Genomic DNA, 17,864 nt, shown 5'->3' with positions numbered 1-17,864 from the left:
AGACTATGAAAAAAAAGATCAATATAACTTATAAACTATTTGCTTGTATTTTATTTTTTTCTGCAGCTAAAACAATGGCACAAACAGGTTTTTTTACTCCTACGCCGGCACAACCTCTACATATAGATGCAGGAAAAGATAATGGCTCAGCACCTGACGCAGCAAAAATATCTAATGATGTTGTTGTTACATCAACTGGTCAGGTTGGCTTTGGACTTTTAAATCCCGTTACTAAAGTTGATCTGAGGTCTTCGTCTGATCAGGGAATTATTGGTTTAGGCAATAATACACAAAGCCCCTCTGCCGCAGGGGGAGGAGCAATACGTTACAATAACGGTGGATTTTTAGAATATTCCGACGGTGAACAATGGATAGCATTGCCACTTACTGCTCCAACAAAAGCATTGGTAAATGCCAGTAAAGGCTCTGCACAAAGTATTCCAAGTGCAGCTTCAACAGTTATTACAGGATGGACAGAAACAGTTGATTTAGGGGCCGGTGCCAGTGGAGATTTTGATCCTTCCACAGGGGTTTTTAAAGCTCCCCGTGATGGTTTTTATCTGGTTTCTTTCAATATTACTCTGGCTAATGGAAATATCCCTAAAAATACATTTGTCGAAACTGCAATAGAAAGCAGTCAAAGTACAGATAATATTCCTGTATTTAAAACTATAAATTCTTATCCTGCTTTTCAGGCTGGTGCAGTAAGTAATTATATAAGTGGTAACTGTAATGCTATTTTCAATCTTAAAAAAGATGATACTATAAAATTCAGCATAAGGCATAATATAGGCAGTGCCCGAAATACTTTGAATGACAGTAAATTAAATAATTTAAGTATCAGTGAATTGTAAACACGTAATAATGGGACAAAAAAATAAAATAAAAAAATTGATCAGTGCTGTTATTGCTTTGTCACTGAGTGTAACCTATATAAATGCTCAAATCGGAATAGGAGCACCCAATCCGTCAAATCCGCTTGAGGTTAAAACGGATGTCGGTAATATTATAGTTAATAGTTCCGGAAAATTGGGGACTATGGCTGCCAATCCCAAAGTAGCTTTGGATCTACGCGGCGGAACAAATAGTTCTGTGGCTATTGGAAATACTACGAAAACAGCTGCCCAGGCTGGGGCCGGAGCATTACGGTATATTGCAAGCCCGGCCATTGGGGTAAAGGGATATTTAGAATTTTCTGATGGTTCAAATTGGGTCAGTTTTTTTCCTAAAGGGAAACCGCGTATTATAGTAATGGCAAGTAAAACTACTCAGGATACCTATGTATTTGAAAGCGCAGTTCCTTCAGAAATAGGAACCAAATCCGGCATAGTGCAGAGAAGATCTTCTTATTTAACGAACTGGACTGAAAAATTAGACTCTGATTCTGGGGTTCCAACCTCAAATTTTGATCCGGCTACAGGTGAATTTACAGCACCACGCGATGGAGTTTATTTTGCAACATTTACTTTTGCATTACAATCCAGCCAGGTAAATACCGGGGCTAACAATCAGACAGAAGCTATTTGGGAAGTTAGAGATTCTGCCGGAACAATTACCCAAAGAATAAAAACAAATAATGGGTATGCTTCTGATACCGGAGCCAGTCCCAATGCCGTACCGGTAGGTTCTGCCTGTACAGTAAGTGTATACCTGAATAAAGGCAGCAAACTAAGACCTTTTACCTGGATTACAGTAGCATTTGATGGTACAATCAGCCAGTTTGATGTATCAGGAAGTGGAGCTTACAATGCGCTTACGATAGTTGAACAATAAAGATATTTTAATAAGTTTGAACAATCTGATTTTAATTTTTAAGTCTCCCAGCTTGATTGCGGGAGACTTTTTTTGAATGAAAACGTAAACTTAAAATAAAAACCTGCAACTCATACGAATTACAGGTTTCTATTTTTGGAGAATACAGTGTTTTAACTTAAAATCTCACATGGTGCTATACAAATCACCCAGGGACATCTCTTTATTCCTGGAGGAGGGCAGCATGCTTCGGAACAACTTAATGCTCCGCCATTAATATTCTTCAACTGATCTCTTGAAATTTTTTTAGAATTTTTCATAGTCAAGTAATTGAATTAAACTAAAACTTAAGGTTGGTTTCCACCACCACATCCATCGTATGGCATACATTGCCACTTTCCGCCGATTAAGCAAAGCTGTCCGCCTCTGCAGTCAATTCCACCCTTGATTGTTTTCAAATCCTGTCTTTCGATTTTCTTTAAATTTTTCATAATAATATAGGTTTAGTTCTATTCGAAATTAATCAATTTTTATCAACTGTTGTAGAATTATCATGAAAATATTTATTTTCAATCAGTTTATTGTTTAATATTTTCCTTTAGATTTTCTATAATTAAACAAAATATAATGTATGTGAAGTAGGTTAAATAAGCCTTGTTAAAGGAATGCACAAAGAATTGATTTCTTTTGAGTAAAATCTTGTCTTGTGACAAGTTGGATTTCGTAATGACTTGCTAATTTTGGTTAAAAGTTTAATGACCAAATCCGATAATATTATGAAAAGTCTATTCAAATTCTCAACCCTATTGAAATCATTACTGATTTTAATGATTACCATTATCACATCACAGGTATATGGACAAAAAGTGAAACCTTCTGAAAGTGGCTATGCACCTGCTAACGGCAGCAAAGTTTATTATGAAGTCTATGGTAAAGGGAAGCCCATCGTATTATTGCATGGTGCTTTCATGACTATTGATACCAATTGGGGACAGCTGATTCCTGAACTGTCAAAAAACAGGAAAGTAATCGCTGTTGAATTACAGGGACACGGGCATACTCCGTTTTCAGAACGAAAATTATCACATACTGCTTTGGCAAGTGATGTGACAGAAGTAATGAACTATCTGAAAATTGATAAGGCAGATGTGGCAGGATATAGCTTTGGGGGAGCAATCGCTTATCAGCTGGCAATACAAAGCCCGGAAAGGCTGAACAAACTAGTTATTATTTCTTCAACGTATAAAAATAGCGGCTGGCTTCCTGAAGTAAATAATGCATTTAAAGGAATGAAACCAGAACTCTTTATGAACAGCCCTATGCATACTGCTTATGATGCCGTAGCGCCTGATAAAACAAAATGGACAAAGTTTCTGGAGCAGATGATAGCCACAGCTGGACAGCCATTTGATCTGGGTGATGATAATATTTCTAAAATTTCAGCACCAGTTTTAGTTATAGCAGGTGACAATGATGGATTGGATAAAACCGAACTATCAAAAACTTATAAATTATTGGGAGGTGGAGTGTCTGCAGATATGGGACCTATGCCAAAATCCCAATTGGCTATTGTTCCGGGGCAAAGCCATGTCAGCCTGATGATGCAGACCGCAACAATTCTGAACTATCTGAACAGCTTTTTACAATAATCAGATACAATATCATTTATAAATTAAATATCATGAGAAAAATAACTGTCATATCAATGATTACAATGGATGGTGTCATGCAGGCACCCGGCGGTCCTGAAGAAGATAGATCCGGGAACTTTAAATATGGAGGATGGACTGTATCGTATGGTGATGAGCTTTTCGGTGAAATCATGCAGGAAGAAATGAAACAGACTGACTATCTTCTGGGGAGAAAAACATTCGATATTTTTTCATCTTACTGGCCTCAACACGCTGAATTCTGGCCGGGAATCAACGAAGGGAATAAGTATGTTCTGTCTCAGACTATAGAGAATTCAGATTGGAAGAATACCTTTTTTCTCAAAAATCTGGATGATATCCGGAAGCTTAAACAATCAGAAGGTGCTGATATTCAGATTTGGGGCAGCAGCGAACTTATTCATCTGCTGTTGAAGAATGACCTTGTAGATGAACTTCGTCTAAAAATCTATCCGTTGATTCTTGGTGAAGGGAAAAAACTGTTTGACGATAATTCTGTTCCGGCTGCTTTTGCCCTCACGGAAAGCCATGTAACATCAAAAGGAGTTATTATAGCTAACTACAAACGTTCTGGTGAGATTGTGACAGGCAATGTTGAAATGTAAATAGAGGCCTTTCATTAATTTTTATTTTTTACAACTGTTAAACCTACAATATGGATACGAAATTTGAAGCAGGAATAAATATTGCCATAAAAATTCCCAAAAGTAAATATGAAAAAACGGTAGTTTTTTACAGAGACATCCTAAAACTGAATGTCGAAGAAAAACCGATTAATAATCCAACGGTTTCCAGAACCCATGAGGTAAAATTCGGGAATAATATCATCTGGCTGGACTGTGTAGATAATTATACCCATTCCGAAACCTGGTTACAGCTTACAGTTTCTGATGTAGAGCAAGCTACAGAATACCTTCGGTCAAACGGAGTAGAAACCTGTGACGAAATTGAAGAGCTTCCCGAAAATATGCATTGGATTACCGATCCTGCCGGCACAGTCTTCAATCTACAGGAAAGAAAATAGCAAAAGAAAGAAAGATGATGTAGAAAATTGCTTAGAATATGGTTTTAATCAAAAAATTAATATCTTTAACCATCAAATCATTAAAATTTTAAACAATTCATGAAGGCGAAAACATTAACTTTCATCTTAACCCTCTTTTTTCAACTGGTAAGTATCACTGCATTTTCTCAGAAAACAGCTGCTCTGAACTCTTTATTAGATAAAAATACAGAATTTATTTTTCCACAGACTCCCGATAAAATATCAAAAGCACTGAACATAAAAACTGTTTTTTATGAAGATGCCAATGAAGAGAAATACGCGAAATGGCCTATGAAGACAGGATTGGAACTCTATTGCAGCCTGGGTAAAAACAATATTGTTGATGAGATGTTTTTTACCATTTCAGACAATAAATCCGTAGTGGTAGAAGGACTTCCATTTGGCCTTGTCATGAATAAAAGTACATTGCAGGACAGCAAAACTAAGTTCAGTAAATACAATGCTAAAACGCAGAAACTTGGTGCTGACAGTGAATTTCCGGGAGGTTCAAAACTGATTTTTAAGAAAGGAAAACGGTATGCAACCTTGTTTTTTGATAATAAAAATCTGCTAAAATCTTTAGGACTTACCACAGAACTTATTGATCCGGCTGTCAATTAATTTCAACAGCTTTCAAATACTATAAAATCCGTCACTTTTTGGCGGATTTTTTCAATGTATTGAATGAAGTGCCACCGTGTAAAAATGATCTCTTTCATTCATCCGTAAAAATCATCCATTCATTTCTTTATTTCCTGAGTTCATTGTTTTCTGATTGAACCGCAGAAGCAGATAGAATAACTTTGACTTATCAAAACAGAAATAATTAACATCATAAACTATGAACAGAGAATTAATTTTTTTAAGAACATTTGCTTTTACAGCAGTCATTGGAATTGTATTTTTAACAGCTTCAGCTTTCAAAACAGACGGACATGAGAAATTCACAGAGATTGATGTTGAAAGAATCAATATTGTTGAAAAAGACGGTACTGTAAAGATGATCATTACCAATGTAGAAAAATTTCCCAACGGAGAAGATAAAATAAACGGTAATCCTACCAATAAAACAAGAAAAAAACGCTCAGGAATGCTTTTCTTCAATGAAGACGGGATAGAATGTGGAGGTTTTATCTATGATGGGCAGAAAAATAAAAACGGGCACAGCTCGGGATTATCCCTTACTTATGATCAGTATGACGGTGATCAGGTAATGCAGCTTTTGACTCAGGATTATAAGAAAGGAGATAAAAGAGTAGTGGCAAGCGGGCTTTATTTCAATGACCGCCCATCAAAAGAATCACAAATAAAAACCGGAGAAATAATGGCAGAGCTGAATCAGATAAAAGATCCGGAGGCTGCTCAGAAAAAATATAAAGAATTTGAACAGCAGGGATTGGTTGGAGGAGCACCAAGAATGATGCTTGGGAAAACCAAAGATGAACATAACGGATTGTTTTTATTCGACAGTAAAGGCCAGCCACGAGCCAGATTCTGTGTAGATAAAAATAACGAAGCAAAACTGGATTTCTTAGATAATGAAGGAAACGTTACCGCATCATTTCCTGAAAAGAAAAAATAAATATACAAAGAAACAGCCCTGTAAAAATATAGGGCTATTTTTGCAAAAAAGACCATTCAGAAAGCCGATGAAAACCATTGTAAAACGGATTAATCAAAACAGGTATTTTCTTCTGTTTATCCTTTTGTTTGCCTATGTACAATCTATTCATACCCGTATTGGGATAAGAAGAACATTAGACTGGTATATTTTTACTCCAGAAGCTGCAGTTGTTACTCTTATTAGTGCCTGTATCTTGTTTTTTGTGATCGATTTTTTCATTAAAAACTGGCAGAAGTCATCAACATTCAGCATCACAGAAATCCTTAAAATATTCAGTTCATCACTGTTGACCTATCTTGTGGTGATGAAGATAATAGGCTTTTTGATTGCCTTTGCTTTTGGAAAGATTGAGAAAAATTTTAATCAGGAAGTTGTTATTCTTTCCACTTTTTCAGATTTGATCGGAGGCTTTATTTATGGAAGTTTTTTTCTGGCATACCGTTACTACAAAAAGAATACAGACTATCAGAAACAGCTTGCTCTTTATGATCATGCATTGTCTGAAAGTAAAATTAATCAGCTGAAAGCGCAGCTTAATCCTCATTTCTTGTTCAATAATCTCAATATTCTGGATCAGCTAATAGAAGAAGATAAACGAAAAGCTTCCGACTTTCTTAACGAATTTGCAGAGATCTACCGCTATGTTTTAGATGTTTCCGATAAAAAATTAGTAGCAGTGGAAGAAGAGCTTGCTTTTGCAGAGAAATATTTTAATCTGATCCAGTACAAATACGGAAATGCCTATTCATTAGAAATAAATCATATAAGATCCCCAGGAAATATTATCCCGTTATCATTACAGCTGCTGTTGGAAAATGCAGTTCAGCATAATCTTGGAACGCTTACAAATCCAGTTGTAGTCACTATAAATCTGGACCAGACAATAACCGTTTCAAATAATGTTATACCGAAGCGTAACAGTAAAAAAACGTCTGGAAGAGCGTTGAACAATCTTAAAGAACAATATACGTTATTAACCGACCGACAGGTAGAAATATTAAAAACAGAAACCGGATTTTCAGTAACACTTCCTATAATTCCAGTATAAAAATATGATAAAAGTTATAATTATCGAAGACGAAATTCCTGCCAGAAACAAATTAAAACGTTTTATCAGCGAATTGGAAGAACCGGTTGAGATCGTTGCAGAGATTGATACCGTAGAAGAAGCCGTTACTTTTTTAAAAAACTCAACAGTAGACCTGATCTTTTCTGATATAGAGTTATTGGATGGAAATTCCTTTGAAATCTACAGTCAGGTCAATATTTCAAGCCCGATAATTTTCACAACCGCTTACGATCAGTATTGGATGAATGCCTTTGAAAGTAATGGTATAGAATATCTTTTAAAACCATTTTCACAGGACCGTTTCCAAAAAGCATGGGGTAAATTTCTTTTATTAAGAACTTCTGGATCAGAACAGAATGATGTCCTGATAAAACTTCAGCAAATGCTCAATAACAGTCATCCAGAGAAAAAATATAAAAAAAGATTTACGGTCTCTTCACATCAGGGAACTTATTTTGTAAATACTGAAGAGATCACTTTCTTTGAAGCAGAAGAGGGAATTGTCTTTGCTTTCGATACTACAGGAAAGAAACATTTGTTGAATGAATCTACGCTAAAAGAAATTGAAAATCAGCTTAGTCCTTCGGATTTTTTCAGAATTAACCGAAGTGAAATCGTTCAGAAAATACATATTGAAAGGATAGAGCGTTACAACAGAAATACACTGTCTATCCAGATAAAAGGACATAAAATCCACCTTATCACAAGCCAGAGTAATACCTCTGCTTTCAGAAAATGGATTGAAGAATAAAGATCAGATTTCTGACTAAAATTGATATAAAAAAGATCATTTGATGCCAAAAGAAATTTATTCATTATTGTTAAAAAATCAGTTCAAAAAAGCGTTTTAATTTCAAAATAAAAAGCAATAACAAGTAAACGTTTTCTTTGAACTTGTTTGATTTTTTAACGAGATATCTTAGGGATTTAGTAACAAAAAATGAGCATAATCATCTAAATTATAATGTCTATTGGATGGAATGTGTGTTTTTAATAATAACAAAATCAGCGGGTTATGGTTAAATAATTATTGTTTGCATAAAATATCTTTCACGTTTTTATAAAATACCTATATTTACCACCAAGGAGTTCTTAACATCTTCTTTATCAACCGAAACTGGTTACACTTAGCTGTGTCTTAAAAGGGAATCGTGTGCAAATCACGAACTGTCGCGCAACTGTAAGTAACATCAAGGTTTTTATCAAAAAAGGTCCACTGTATACCTTGTTATATGGGAAGGACGATAAAAACTGTTACAAGTCAGGAGACCTGCCTATTTCGAATTGACGATGCTTTCGCGGTCTGAAGCTTATAGTCAGGTATGATACGATATGGATAACAGTGGGATCAATATATTTTGTCAGCTCGTGTTATTTTTGTGATGCAGATAAGTAGTGGAGCGGTGTGCTCTTTCATTATCGTGTATTCATCGTATTTTCCTTTTCCATATTTTTCTTTCTCACAGGCATTGTGAAGTTTATCAGGAACTTTTTATGAGGATTTAATCAATATAAAAAGTTAAAAAAATGTACCCATTCGATTTCGATTATTCATACAGCAGCAGACTTGGAAATAAACAGGTTGGCACGGAGATAATGGCCCCGAATTCCGGATTGCAAAAATCGATTAAAACAAATCAGTTTCTTTTTGATTTCCTTTTTAGCACATCATGCAATGCCGGTAGCTATTGTGATGCCTGTTCATGGTTTTCTGTAAAACAAATTTCAACTAAACAATAAATATTATAATGACTACAAGTGAAAGTTTGAAGTCTCCCGGTATGAAATTTCGGGAGGCCATGCGAGAAGAAAGTCCCCTTCAGATTGTTGGCACCATCAATGCCAATCATGCATTGTTAGCACAGCAGGCAGGTTTTAATGCAATTTATCTTTCAGGAGGCGGTGTTGCCGCGGGTTCTCTGGGGATTCCGGATCTAGGAATTACCACGCTGGAAGATGTATTGATTGATGTTCAGCGTATTACGAATGTTTGCGATGTACCGCTCATGGTAGATGTTGATACCGGATTCGGACCTTCAGCATTCAATGTGGCAAGAACTGTAAAGTCATTGATTAAAGCTGGAGCTGCGGCCCTCCATATTGAAGACCAGGTAGGGGCAAAACGCTGTGGACACCGCCCGGGAAAAGAAGTGGTAACCAAAGAAGAAATGGTAGACAGACTGAAAGCAGCGGTAGATGCCCGTACCGATGAAAATTTTGTAATTGGTGCCCGTACCGATGCATTTGCTAATGAAGGATTGGAAAAAACATTGGAAAGAGCAGCAGCTTATAAAGAAGCTGGAGCAGATTTTATTTTTGCAGAAGCCGTTCCTGACTTAAGCTTTTATCACAAGTTTGTTGAAGCTGCAGGAGTTCCAGTGCTGGCTAATATTACCGAATTCGGGATGATCAGAATGTACACGGTGGAAGAATTAAAAAATGCAGGCGTGGGACTGATCCTTTATCCGCTTTCTGCTTTCCGTGCTGCCAATAAAGCAGCTCAAAATGTATATGAACACCTTCGTAAAGACGGAACACAGGTCAATGTATTGGATACTATGCAAACCAGGGAAGAACTCTATCAAAGCATCGGATACTACGGCTACGAACAAAAATTAGACAACCTTTTTAAACAAAATAATTGATAATGCCAACTAACAGTGAACCCACATTTAAGCCTAAAAAAAGCGTTGCGCTTTCAGGGGTAGCAGCAGGTAATACGGCTCTTTGCAGTGTCGGAAAAAGTGGAAACGATCTCCATTACAGAGGATATGATATTCTGGATCTGGCAGAGAAAGCACAGTTTGAAGAAGTAGCTTATCTTCTGATCTATGGCCAGCTGCCAACCGGAGCACAATTGAAAAACTATAAAGCCAAACTAAAATCTTTGAGAGGGCTGCCTCATTCTGTGAGAAATATTCTCAAGAGTATTCCTGCAGCGGCTCATCCCATGGATGTCATGCGTTCCATGGTTTCTGCTATCGGAAGTATTCAGCCAGAAAAAGATGATCATAATATGGCGGGAGCAAGAGATATTGCAGACAAATTACTGGCATCTTTCAGCTCAGGTCTGTTATATTGGTATCACTATACCCATAATGGAAAAGAAATTGACGTAGAAACCGATGATGATACAATAGGAGGGCATTTCCTTCACCTGCTGCATGGGAAAAAACCTGCAGATTCCTGGGTAAAAGCAATGGAAATCTCGTTAAACCTCTATGCAGAACATGAATTTAATGCCTCAACATTTACCAGCCGTGTGATTGCCGGAACAGGATCTGATATTTACTCTGCAATTACTGGAGCAATTGGTGCTTTGAGAGGACCTAAACATGGCGGAGCAAATGAAGTTGCTTTTGAAATCCAAAGCCGTTACAATTCTCCGGATGAAGCAGAAAGCGATATTCGCCAGCGTATTGCGAACAAAGAAGTGATTATCGGATTCGGACACCCGGTGTATACCATTTCAGATCCGAGAAACGTCGTAATTAAAAAAGTGGCAAAAGAACTTTCCGAAGAAGCAGGAGATATGCTGCTGTATACTATTGCTGAAAGGCTAGAAACGATTATGTGGGAAGAAAAGAAAATGTTCCCGAATCTGGATTGGTTCTCTGCTGTTTCTTACCATCTGATGGGAGTGCCTACTCTGATGTTCACTCCGTTATTTGTCATTTCAAGAGTGACCGGATGGAGTGCCCACATCATAGAACAGAGACAGGATGGAAAGATTATCCGTCCAAGTGCCAATTATACAGGGCCTGAAAACAAAGAATTTGTGTCCATCAACGACCGGAAATAATGGAAAATAGAATGTCGGAAATGAAAAAACAATAATTCATTTTCAATTTTCCACTCTTAACTTTTAATTAATTAAAATTTTTCAATAATAAAAAATGAGTTCACACATCTCAAACGAAAGACCACAACCCGATCAGGTATTAACAGACATTGCAGACTATGTTTTAAATTACGAAATTAAAAATGGCTTAGCATGGAAGACCGCTCACTACTGTCTTCTGGATACAATCGGCTGTGGGCTGGAAGCATTGACTTACCCGGCATGTACAAAACTTTTAGGACCTGTGGTAAAAGGGACAGTAGTTCCTAACGGCGCAAAAGTACCGGGTACCCAATTCCAGCTGGATCCCATTCAGGCAGCGTTCAATATCGGAGCGATCATCCGTTGGCTGGACTTCAATGATACATGGCTGGCAGCAGAATGGGGACATCCTTCTGATAACCTTGGGGGGATTCTGGCGACCGCAGACTGGTTATCCAGAACAAATATTGCAGAAGGAAAATCACCTTTAAAAATGAAGCAGGTACTGGAAGCAATGATCATGGCTCACGAAATTCAGGGCGTAATGGCATTGGAAAATTCATTCAATAAAGTAGGACTGGATCACGTTTTATTGGTAAAATTAGCTTCCACAGCAGTTGTAGGAAAGCTGGTCGGATTAAACCGTGATGAAATTATCAATGCCGTGTCACTGGCTTTTGTGGACGGACAGTCTTTAAGAACTTACCGTCACGCTCCCAATACAGGTTCCCGTAAATCATGGGCGGCAGGAGATGCTACCTCAAGGGCAGTACGTCTTGCCCTGATTGCAAAAACAGGAGAAATGGGCTATCCATCTGTATTGACCGCAAAAACATGGGGATTCTATGATGTTTCCTTCAAAGGGAATGAATTCAAATTCCAGAGAGAATACAGTTCTTATGTAATGGAAAATGTACTCTTTAAAATTTCTTTCCCTGCAGAATTCCACTCGCAGACCGCAGTGGAAGCCGCAATGACATTACACGCAACTTTAAGAGGCCTTGGAAAAACAACAAATGATATCAAAAAAATTACCATCCGTACCCATGAAGCTGCTATTAGAATTATCGATAAAAAAGGACCGTTAAATAATCCTGCCGACCGTGACCACTGCATTCAATATATGGTGGCTGTACCATTGATCTATGGAAGACTGACGGCTGCCGATTATGAAGATAACATCGCTTCAGATCCAAGAATTGATGCACTTCGTGACAAAATTGAATGTGTGGAAGATGTTCAGTTTACTGCAGATTATCATGATCCGGAAAAACGCTCCATTGCCAATGCGATGACGGTAGAACTTAATGACGGAACTGTTTTAGACGAAATAGTGGTAGAATATCCTATTGGTCACAAACGAAGAAGAGACGAAGGTATTCCTGAACTGATCAAGAAATATAAAGTTAATCTTGCCCGTATTTTCCCGGAAAAACAACAAAGAACAATCCTTGAAAATTCATTGGAATATGACACATTAGTGAATCTTAACGTCAATGAATTTGTAGATCTTTTAGTCATTTAAAATCAAAAGAGATGGAGAATTGAATATCAAAACGTTTTTAAAGAATAGTCGATATTTTTTTGAAAAATGATCAATTCTCCATTCTCATTTTTATGATTAAAACTTTCAATGCTCCATTTTAATTAAAAAAACTATGTCACAAAAAATAAAAATATTAATCAATGGAAATTTTACAGAAAGTAAAACGAAAAACTATCTTCCTGTAGAAAATCCTGCTTCACAGGAGATTCTTGCAGAAGTTCCTCTCACGGAATTGTCTGAAATAGATGAAGCTATTGAAGCCGCTGCAGAAGCTTTCAAAATATGGAAAGAAGTTGCCACTCCGGAAAGAGCAAGACTATTTCTGAAATACCAGCATCTTTTAAAAGAACATCAAAAAGAAATTGCGGAAATCCTTTCCAAAGAAAACGGAAAAACCTTTGCAGATGCTATGGGAGATGTTTGGCGCGGCATAGAAGTCGTAGAGCATGCCTGTAATATTCCGACCCTGATGATGGGGGAAACAGTAGAAAACGTAGCAAGAGGAGTAGATACCTACAGTTACATTCAGCCTCTTGGGGTCTGTGCAGGAATTACTCCTTTCAACTTCCCGGCCATGATTCCTTTATGGATGTTTCCTATGGCGATAGCATGCGGTAATACCTTTATCTTAAAACCTTCCGAGCAGACTCCTATGACCTCCATGAAAATGGCAGAACTGTTTTTGGAGGCAGGTTTTCCTAAAGGTGTTTTAAATATTGTTCACGGTACCAAAGATCAGGTAAATCATATTTTGAATCATGCCGACATCAGGGCTATTTCATTTGTAGGCTCTGTACCGGTTGCAGAACAGGTCTACCGCACCGGAACCGATAATCTCAAAAGAGTTCAGGCTTTTGGCGGGGCTAAAAATCATATGGTAGTTATGCCCGATGCCAATAAAAGCCAGGTGATTAATAATCTGGTAGGAGCTTCCTGTGGTGCGGCCGGCCAGCGTTGTATGGCGATCAGTGTGGCTGTATTGGTAGGAGAGTCTCAAAATTGGATAGAAGATATTAAAACTGCTTTAAGTACAGTAAAGCCAGGGGTCTGGTCTGATGAATCAGCTGCATTTGGTCCATTGATCAATAAGCAATCTAAAGAGAAAGTGGTAAGGTTGATCAAAAGTGCCTACGATCAGGGAGCAGAAGTTCTCCTGGATGGAAGCAGCTGTACCGTAGAAGGCTATGAAAACGGATATTTTGTAGGCCCTACCTTATTTAGCAGTGTTTCTGTGGATATGGACATCTACAAAGAAGAAATTTTCGGGCCGGCATTGCTGTTATTAAAGGCAGAAACCTTAGATGAAGCGATAAGGATCATTAATGAAAACCCATACGGAAACGGAACCTCAATTTTTACTAATTCAGGAGCCGCTGCAAGGAAATTCCAGCATGAAATTGAAGTAGGGCAGATTGGTGTCAACCTTCCGATTCCTGTTCCGCTGCCATTTTTCTCTTTTACGGGATGGCGGAAATCATTCTTTGGCGATCTACATTCTTACGGAAAACAAGGCGTTCGTTTCTATACCGAAACCAAGACCATTACCGCCCGCTGGTTTGAAGAAGATGTGCCGGGAGGAAGTGTGAATATGACCATCAACTTAAAATAATGTAAAATGGATAATTGAGATAATTAGCCTTCTCAATGATCCATTTTTTTACATTCAATTATTCATTCTCAATTCAAATAAATTTTCAATTTAATACTATGGAGTTTAACCTAAATGAAGATCAGCTGGCATTTCAGGATGCTGCGAGAAAGTTTGCTGAAAAAGAGCTGTTTCCATATGCTTCAGAATGGGATGCTGAAAAGAAATTTCCCAAAGAAGCTATTGTTAAGGCCGGAGAATTGGGCTTCTGCGGTGTATACACCAGTGAAGAAGCCGGAGGATTGGGACTATCACGGTTGGATGCTGCCATTATATTTGAAGAATTAGCAGCAGCATGCCCTTCTACTACAGCCTATATTACCATACACAATATGGTTTCATGGATGATTGATGAATTTGGAACTGATGAAATCAGGAAAAAATTATGTCCGGATCTGGCATCAGGCAGACTCTTGGGCTCCTATTGCCTTACTGAACCAGGCTCAGGTTCAGATGCAGCAGGTTTGAAAACAACAGCCGTCAAAAAAGGAAATAAATATAGTATTAATGGAACCAAAGCATTTATCTCCGGAGCAGGTGAAAGTGATATATTAATTGTCATGGCCCGTACAGGAGAATCTGGCACCAAAGGAATCAGTGCATTTGTAGTGCCTGCAGATGCTCCGGGAATCAGTTTTGGAGAAAAAGAAAAAAAGCTGGGCTGGAATACACAGCCGACTCGTTTTGTGTTTTTAGATCATGTGGAGGTAGAAGAGAAATATCTTTTAGGAACATTAGGGGAAGGATTTAAAATAGCTCTGAAAGGATTGGACGGAGGCCGCATCAATATTGGCACATGTTCCGTAGGAGCAGCACAGGGAGCAATCAATCAGGCTCAGCGCTATATGCATGAAAGGCAGCAGTTCGGAAAATCTTTGGCCCAGTTTCAGTCGCTTCAGTTTAAAATTGCAGATATGGTGACGGAGTTGGTCGCAGCCCGTCAAATGGTACAGTTGGCAGCATTTAAGCTTGATTCCAAAGATCCGAATGCCACTACTTATTGTGCCATGGCGAAAAGATTGGCTACGGATATGAGTTTTAATATATGCAACGAGGCCCTTCAGATCTTAGGCGGCTATGGCTGTACGCAGGATTTTCCGGTTGAAAGGCTGATGCGTGATGCCAGAGTGCATCAGGTAGTGGAAGGAACCAATGAAATTATGAAACTAGTGATTTCAAGAAAGATCCTTGAAGAAGGAGCCACCCTACAAATAAGATGATAAACCTATTTTCATTAATGTAGAATCTTTTAGCATTTAACTGGGCTGTCTAAACTTTTTATATGGATTATTTTTAACCACAAAAGACACAACAGTTTTTATTTTAAAACACTTTAGTTCACTTAAGTAAGTTTAAAAATGATATCTCAGAAAAGCTCAAATAAGATGAAAATCAAAGATTTTCACAAAACTTAGGGGTACTTTTTATGCATAAAGCCAGGTACTAAAGAAACTTAAGTGTTTTAAACTTTTGTGTCTTTTGTGGTTAAAATAATTAATAATAAAGTTTAGACAACTTTTTAATAATAATTTTCAATTTTCAACTCTCAATTTTTAATTAAATACCATGAGTGTAATTATAACAGAAATAAAAAATAAGGTCGGGATTATTACCCTGAACTCTGAGAAAACCCTCAATTCGCTGTCATTGGAAATGATAGAAGAACTGAAAGTTATCCTGGAAAACTGGAAGATTTCTGATGAAGTAACCTGTATATTCCTTCAGGGAGCTGGCGAAAAAGCATTCTGTGCAGGTGGTGATGTAAGAAAATTACATGATGCTATTATTGCGCAGCGTAAAGTAGATGCTTCAAAGGTTCCACAGGACTGTTTCGACTTCTTTTCAAAAGAATATCAGGTAGATTATGCCATTCATACCTATCCAAAACCTGTCATCGTCTGGGGACACGGAATCGTTATGGGAGGCGGAATTGGTTTAATGGTAGGAGCCTCACACCGCATCGTTACAGAAAAAAGTAAACTGGCAATGCCTGAAATTACAATTGGACTGTATCCTGATGTAGGGGGAACCTGCTTTTTGAATAAAATGCCTTCCGCCTATGGAGTTTATTTAGGATTAACAGGCGCAAAACTGGATGGAGCAGACTGTAAATTCTTAGGACTGGCAGATTATTTTATAGAATCTTCCTCAAAAGAAACTGTTCTGAATACCCTTCAACAGGCAGACTGGGACGGAGCATCTCATAAAACTGTTTCCCATATTCTCGAAAATATTTCAAAAGAAGTCATTATTCCTGAGTCTCAGGCGGAATTACACGCTTCTTTTATCAAGCAGTTTGAAGAAATCAACTCTCTGGAAGATTTCAGAAAAATATTGGTCAGCCATAATGATAAAGATGAATGGATTAATAACGGTGTGAAAAGCTTTGAAGCCGGATCTCCAAGTTCAGCGCACATTATTTTCAGACAATTGAAACAAGGTAAAGATCTAAGTCTTGAAGAGGTTTTTCAATCTGAACTGAATCTGTCGTGTCAGTGCTGTATCCACCCTGATTTTGCAGAAGGAGTAAGAGCATTATTGGTAGACAAAGACATGTCTCCGAAATGGCATCCCGCAACATGGGAAGAGATTACGGAAGAATGGATAGATTCTTACTTTAAAGAATTGAAAATGGAAAATGAAACATTGAGAATGGAGATTTAAGTATTGAAAATAAGACTTTTATGACGTTCATAGATGTTTTTAATCAATAGAGAACTTTTTGAACCCTCAACTTTAAACTTTAAACTAAAAATTATGTCAAATATAGCATTCATAGGATTAGGAAACATGGGTGGACCCATGGCCGTTAACCTGATCAAAAAAGGTCATCACGTTGTGGGTTTTGACCTTTCGGAGAAAGCTTTGAAAATACTGGTGTCAGAAGGAGGGAAGGCTGCAGGATCTGCTGTGGCCGCTTCTGAGGATGCAGATGTAGTGATTTCAATGCTGCCTTCCGGAAAACACGTAGCTGATCTTTATTCAGAAGATTTTATAAACAGCCTGAAACCAAACACATTATTAATTGACAGCAGTACCATTGATGCAGTTACAGCCCGTACAGTGGCTGAACTTGCTGTTTCAAAAGGCTGCAGAATGATAGATGCACCCGTTTCCGGAGGAACAGCCGGAGCTCAGGCAGGTACACTCACCTTTATTGTGGGCGGTAAACAGGAAGACTACGAAAAAGCCAGGCCGATACTGAAGTGTATGGGACAGAATATATTTCATGCCGGAGAATCCGGGGCGGGACAGGTTGCTAAGATCTGTAATAATATGCTGTTGGCCATTCACATGATCGGAACTTCAGAAGCCATCAATCTTGGGGTAAAACATGGTCTTAATCCTCAGGTTTTAAGTGAGATTATGCAGAAGAGTTCCGGGAAAAACTGGTCCTTGGATGTTTATAATCCTTATCCGGGAGTAATGGAAAATGCCCCGGCTTCCCGTAATTATTCCGGTGGTTTTGCCGTAGACCTGATGACAAAAGATCTGGGCCTAGCCGCAGAAGCAGGTTTGGAAACCAAAACATCCACACCACTCGGCAATACCGCATTGAATTTGTACAGAATGTGGAGCGAATCCGGAAATGGAAAAACAGACTTTTCAAGTATTATTCAATTTCTAAACAGAGACCTTTAAAAATTGAATAGAAGGTAAAAACTGTCTATGATTACTTTTTAATAA

18 protein-coding genes and 1 riboswitch are annotated in these 17,864 nt (G+C 37.9%); of the genes, 16 read left to right on the top strand and 2 right to left on the bottom strand.

Annotated features, from left to right (window positions below; all coding sequences use genetic code 11):
* Positions 1–5 precede the first annotated feature (5 nt).
* Positions 6–854, top strand: a complete 849-nt coding sequence (locus ACPF63_RS11955; protein ID WP_426483182.1) for a hypothetical protein — start codon at positions 6–8, stop codon at positions 852–854.
* Between the two features lie 10 nt (positions 855–864).
* A complete protein-coding gene (locus ACPF63_RS11950) occupies positions 865–1,773 on the top strand; it encodes a hypothetical protein (protein ID WP_426483181.1) in 909 nt (302 codons plus the stop codon).
* Positions 1,774–1,925: 152 nt separating this feature from the next.
* Here the strand turns inward: ACPF63_RS11950 and ACPF63_RS11945 are convergent, their stop codons facing one another.
* Both ACPF63_RS11945 and ACPF63_RS11940 read right to left on the bottom strand, forming a co-directional pair.
* Positions 1,926–2,072, bottom strand: coding sequence for a bacteriocin-like protein (locus ACPF63_RS11945; RefSeq protein ID WP_167375285.1), 147 nt, complete (start codon positions 2,070–2,072; stop codon positions 1,926–1,928).
* A gap of 27 nt (positions 2,073–2,099) precedes the next feature.
* Positions 2,100–2,243 carry a bacteriocin-like protein gene (locus tag ACPF63_RS11940; RefSeq protein ID WP_175627206.1) on the bottom strand — a complete coding sequence of 48 codons (144 nt, stop codon included), beginning with the start codon at positions 2,241–2,243 and terminating at the stop codon, positions 2,100–2,102.
* A gap of 285 nt (positions 2,244–2,528) precedes the next feature.
* On the opposite strand from ACPF63_RS11940, the gene ACPF63_RS11935 reads away from it, so the two are divergent.
* The 14 genes from ACPF63_RS11935 to mmsB all read left to right on the top strand — a co-directional run bounded on the left by ACPF63_RS11935 (position 2,529) and on the right by mmsB (position 17,819).
* Positions 2,529–3,401, top strand: a complete 873-nt coding sequence (locus ACPF63_RS11935) for an alpha/beta fold hydrolase (RefSeq protein WP_426483180.1) — start codon at positions 2,529–2,531, stop codon at positions 3,399–3,401.
* A gap of 32 nt (positions 3,402–3,433) precedes the next feature.
* Positions 3,434–4,027: a dihydrofolate reductase family protein gene (locus ACPF63_RS11930; RefSeq protein ID WP_426483179.1), complete on the top strand. Its 594-nt coding sequence runs from the start codon at positions 3,434–3,436 to the stop codon at positions 4,025–4,027.
* Positions 4,028–4,077: 50 nt separating this feature from the next.
* The gene (locus ACPF63_RS11925; protein ID WP_426483178.1) at positions 4,078–4,446 is read left to right on the top strand and encodes a VOC family protein; all 369 of its coding nucleotides are present in this window, start codon (positions 4,078–4,080) and stop codon (positions 4,444–4,446) included.
* Between the two features lie 99 nt (positions 4,447–4,545).
* On the top strand, positions 4,546–5,088 hold the full coding sequence (locus ACPF63_RS11920; RefSeq protein WP_426483177.1) for a hypothetical protein: 543 nt from the start codon (positions 4,546–4,548) through the stop codon (positions 5,086–5,088).
* A 220-nt stretch (positions 5,089–5,308) separates the two neighbouring features.
* A complete protein-coding gene (locus tag ACPF63_RS11915; RefSeq protein ID WP_426483176.1) occupies positions 5,309–6,049 on the top strand; it encodes a hypothetical protein in 741 nt (246 codons plus the stop codon).
* Positions 6,006–7,139 carry a sensor histidine kinase gene (locus tag ACPF63_RS11910; RefSeq protein WP_426483175.1) on the top strand — a complete coding sequence of 378 codons (1,134 nt, stop codon included), beginning with the start codon at positions 6,006–6,008 and terminating at the stop codon, positions 7,137–7,139. Before ACPF63_RS11915 ends, ACPF63_RS11910 begins: the two co-directional genes overlap by 44 nt.
* Before the next feature lie 4 nt (positions 7,140–7,143).
* Positions 7,144–7,911 carry a LytR/AlgR family response regulator transcription factor gene (locus tag ACPF63_RS11905; protein ID WP_426483174.1) on the top strand — a complete coding sequence of 256 codons (768 nt, stop codon included), beginning with the start codon at positions 7,144–7,146 and terminating at the stop codon, positions 7,909–7,911.
* 350 nt (positions 7,912–8,261) lie between these two features.
* A riboswitch (cobalamin riboswitch) is annotated at positions 8,262–8,452 on the top strand.
* A gap of 456 nt (positions 8,453–8,908) precedes the next feature.
* A complete protein-coding gene (gene prpB, locus ACPF63_RS11900) occupies positions 8,909–9,805 on the top strand; it encodes a methylisocitrate lyase (RefSeq protein WP_426483173.1) in 897 nt (298 codons plus the stop codon).
* Positions 9,806–9,807: 2 nt separating this feature from the next.
* Positions 9,808–10,962, top strand: a complete 1,155-nt coding sequence (prpC, locus tag ACPF63_RS11895) for a bifunctional 2-methylcitrate synthase/citrate synthase (RefSeq protein ID WP_426483172.1) — start codon at positions 9,808–9,810, stop codon at positions 10,960–10,962.
* Between the two features lie 94 nt (positions 10,963–11,056).
* Positions 11,057–12,508: a bifunctional 2-methylcitrate dehydratase/aconitate hydratase gene (locus ACPF63_RS11890; protein ID WP_426483171.1), complete on the top strand. Its 1,452-nt coding sequence runs from the start codon at positions 11,057–11,059 to the stop codon at positions 12,506–12,508.
* Positions 12,509–12,641: 133 nt separating this feature from the next.
* Positions 12,642–14,138, top strand: a complete 1,497-nt coding sequence (locus ACPF63_RS11885) for a CoA-acylating methylmalonate-semialdehyde dehydrogenase (RefSeq protein ID WP_426483170.1) — start codon at positions 12,642–12,644, stop codon at positions 14,136–14,138.
* Between the two features lie 98 nt (positions 14,139–14,236).
* Positions 14,237–15,397, top strand: a complete 1,161-nt coding sequence (locus ACPF63_RS11880) for an acyl-CoA dehydrogenase family protein (RefSeq protein ID WP_426483169.1) — start codon at positions 14,237–14,239, stop codon at positions 15,395–15,397.
* Between the two features lie 346 nt (positions 15,398–15,743).
* Positions 15,744–16,841 carry an enoyl-CoA hydratase/isomerase family protein gene (locus ACPF63_RS11875; RefSeq protein ID WP_426483168.1) on the top strand — a complete coding sequence of 366 codons (1,098 nt, stop codon included), beginning with the start codon at positions 15,744–15,746 and terminating at the stop codon, positions 16,839–16,841.
* Positions 16,842–16,934: 93 nt separating this feature from the next.
* A complete protein-coding gene (gene mmsB / locus ACPF63_RS11870; protein WP_426483167.1) occupies positions 16,935–17,819 on the top strand; it encodes a 3-hydroxyisobutyrate dehydrogenase in 885 nt (294 codons plus the stop codon).
* Positions 17,820–17,864: the final 45 nt, after the last annotated feature.

Origin of the sequence: Chryseobacterium sp. R2ACT005 (assembly GCF_049949215.1) — a bacterium.
GTDB lineage: Bacteria > Bacteroidota > Bacteroidia > Flavobacteriales > Weeksellaceae > Chryseobacterium.
Note: the sequence above shows the minus strand (reverse complement) of the source record. Positions and strands in the feature narration are given on the sequence as shown.

Excerpts from the sequence above, each read along its gene's own strand:
- ACPF63_RS11910 (WP_426483175.1), top strand. The coding sequence starts at position 6,006 with ATGAAGGAAACGTTACCGCATCATTTCCTGAAAAGAAAAAATAAATAT.
- prpB (WP_426483173.1), top strand. The coding sequence starts at position 8,909 with ATGACTACAAGTGAAAGTTTGAAGTCTCCCGGTATGAAATTTCGGGAG.
- ACPF63_RS11950 (WP_426483181.1), top strand. The coding sequence starts at position 865 with ATGGGACAAAAAAATAAAATAAAAAAATTGATCAGTGCTGTTATTGCT.
- ACPF63_RS11935 (WP_426483180.1), top strand. The coding sequence starts at position 2,529 with ATGAAAAGTCTATTCAAATTCTCAACCCTATTGAAATCATTACTGATT.
- ACPF63_RS11945 (WP_167375285.1), bottom strand. The coding sequence starts at position 2,072 with ATGAAAAATTCTAAAAAAATTTCAAGAGATCAGTTGAAGAATATTAAT.
- ACPF63_RS11940 (WP_175627206.1), bottom strand. The coding sequence starts at position 2,243 with ATGAAAAATTTAAAGAAAATCGAAAGACAGGATTTGAAAACAATCAAG.
- ACPF63_RS11875 (WP_426483168.1), top strand. The coding sequence starts at position 15,744 with ATGAGTGTAATTATAACAGAAATAAAAAATAAGGTCGGGATTATTACC.
- ACPF63_RS11880 (WP_426483169.1), top strand. The coding sequence starts at position 14,237 with ATGGAGTTTAACCTAAATGAAGATCAGCTGGCATTTCAGGATGCTGCG.
- ACPF63_RS11925 (WP_426483178.1), top strand. The coding sequence starts at position 4,078 with ATGGATACGAAATTTGAAGCAGGAATAAATATTGCCATAAAAATTCCC.
- ACPF63_RS11905 (WP_426483174.1), top strand. The coding sequence starts at position 7,144 with ATGATAAAAGTTATAATTATCGAAGACGAAATTCCTGCCAGAAACAAA.
- ACPF63_RS11915 (WP_426483176.1), top strand. The coding sequence starts at position 5,309 with ATGAACAGAGAATTAATTTTTTTAAGAACATTTGCTTTTACAGCAGTC.
- prpC (WP_426483172.1), top strand. The coding sequence starts at position 9,808 with ATGCCAACTAACAGTGAACCCACATTTAAGCCTAAAAAAAGCGTTGCG.
- ACPF63_RS11920 (WP_426483177.1), top strand. The coding sequence starts at position 4,546 with ATGAAGGCGAAAACATTAACTTTCATCTTAACCCTCTTTTTTCAACTG.
- ACPF63_RS11930 (WP_426483179.1), top strand. The coding sequence starts at position 3,434 with ATGAGAAAAATAACTGTCATATCAATGATTACAATGGATGGTGTCATG.
- ACPF63_RS11955 (WP_426483182.1), top strand. The coding sequence starts at position 6 with ATGAAAAAAAAGATCAATATAACTTATAAACTATTTGCTTGTATTTTA.
- mmsB (WP_426483167.1), top strand. The coding sequence starts at position 16,935 with ATGTCAAATATAGCATTCATAGGATTAGGAAACATGGGTGGACCCATG.
- ACPF63_RS11890 (WP_426483171.1), top strand. The coding sequence starts at position 11,057 with ATGAGTTCACACATCTCAAACGAAAGACCACAACCCGATCAGGTATTA.
- ACPF63_RS11885 (WP_426483170.1), top strand. The coding sequence starts at position 12,642 with ATGTCACAAAAAATAAAAATATTAATCAATGGAAATTTTACAGAAAGT.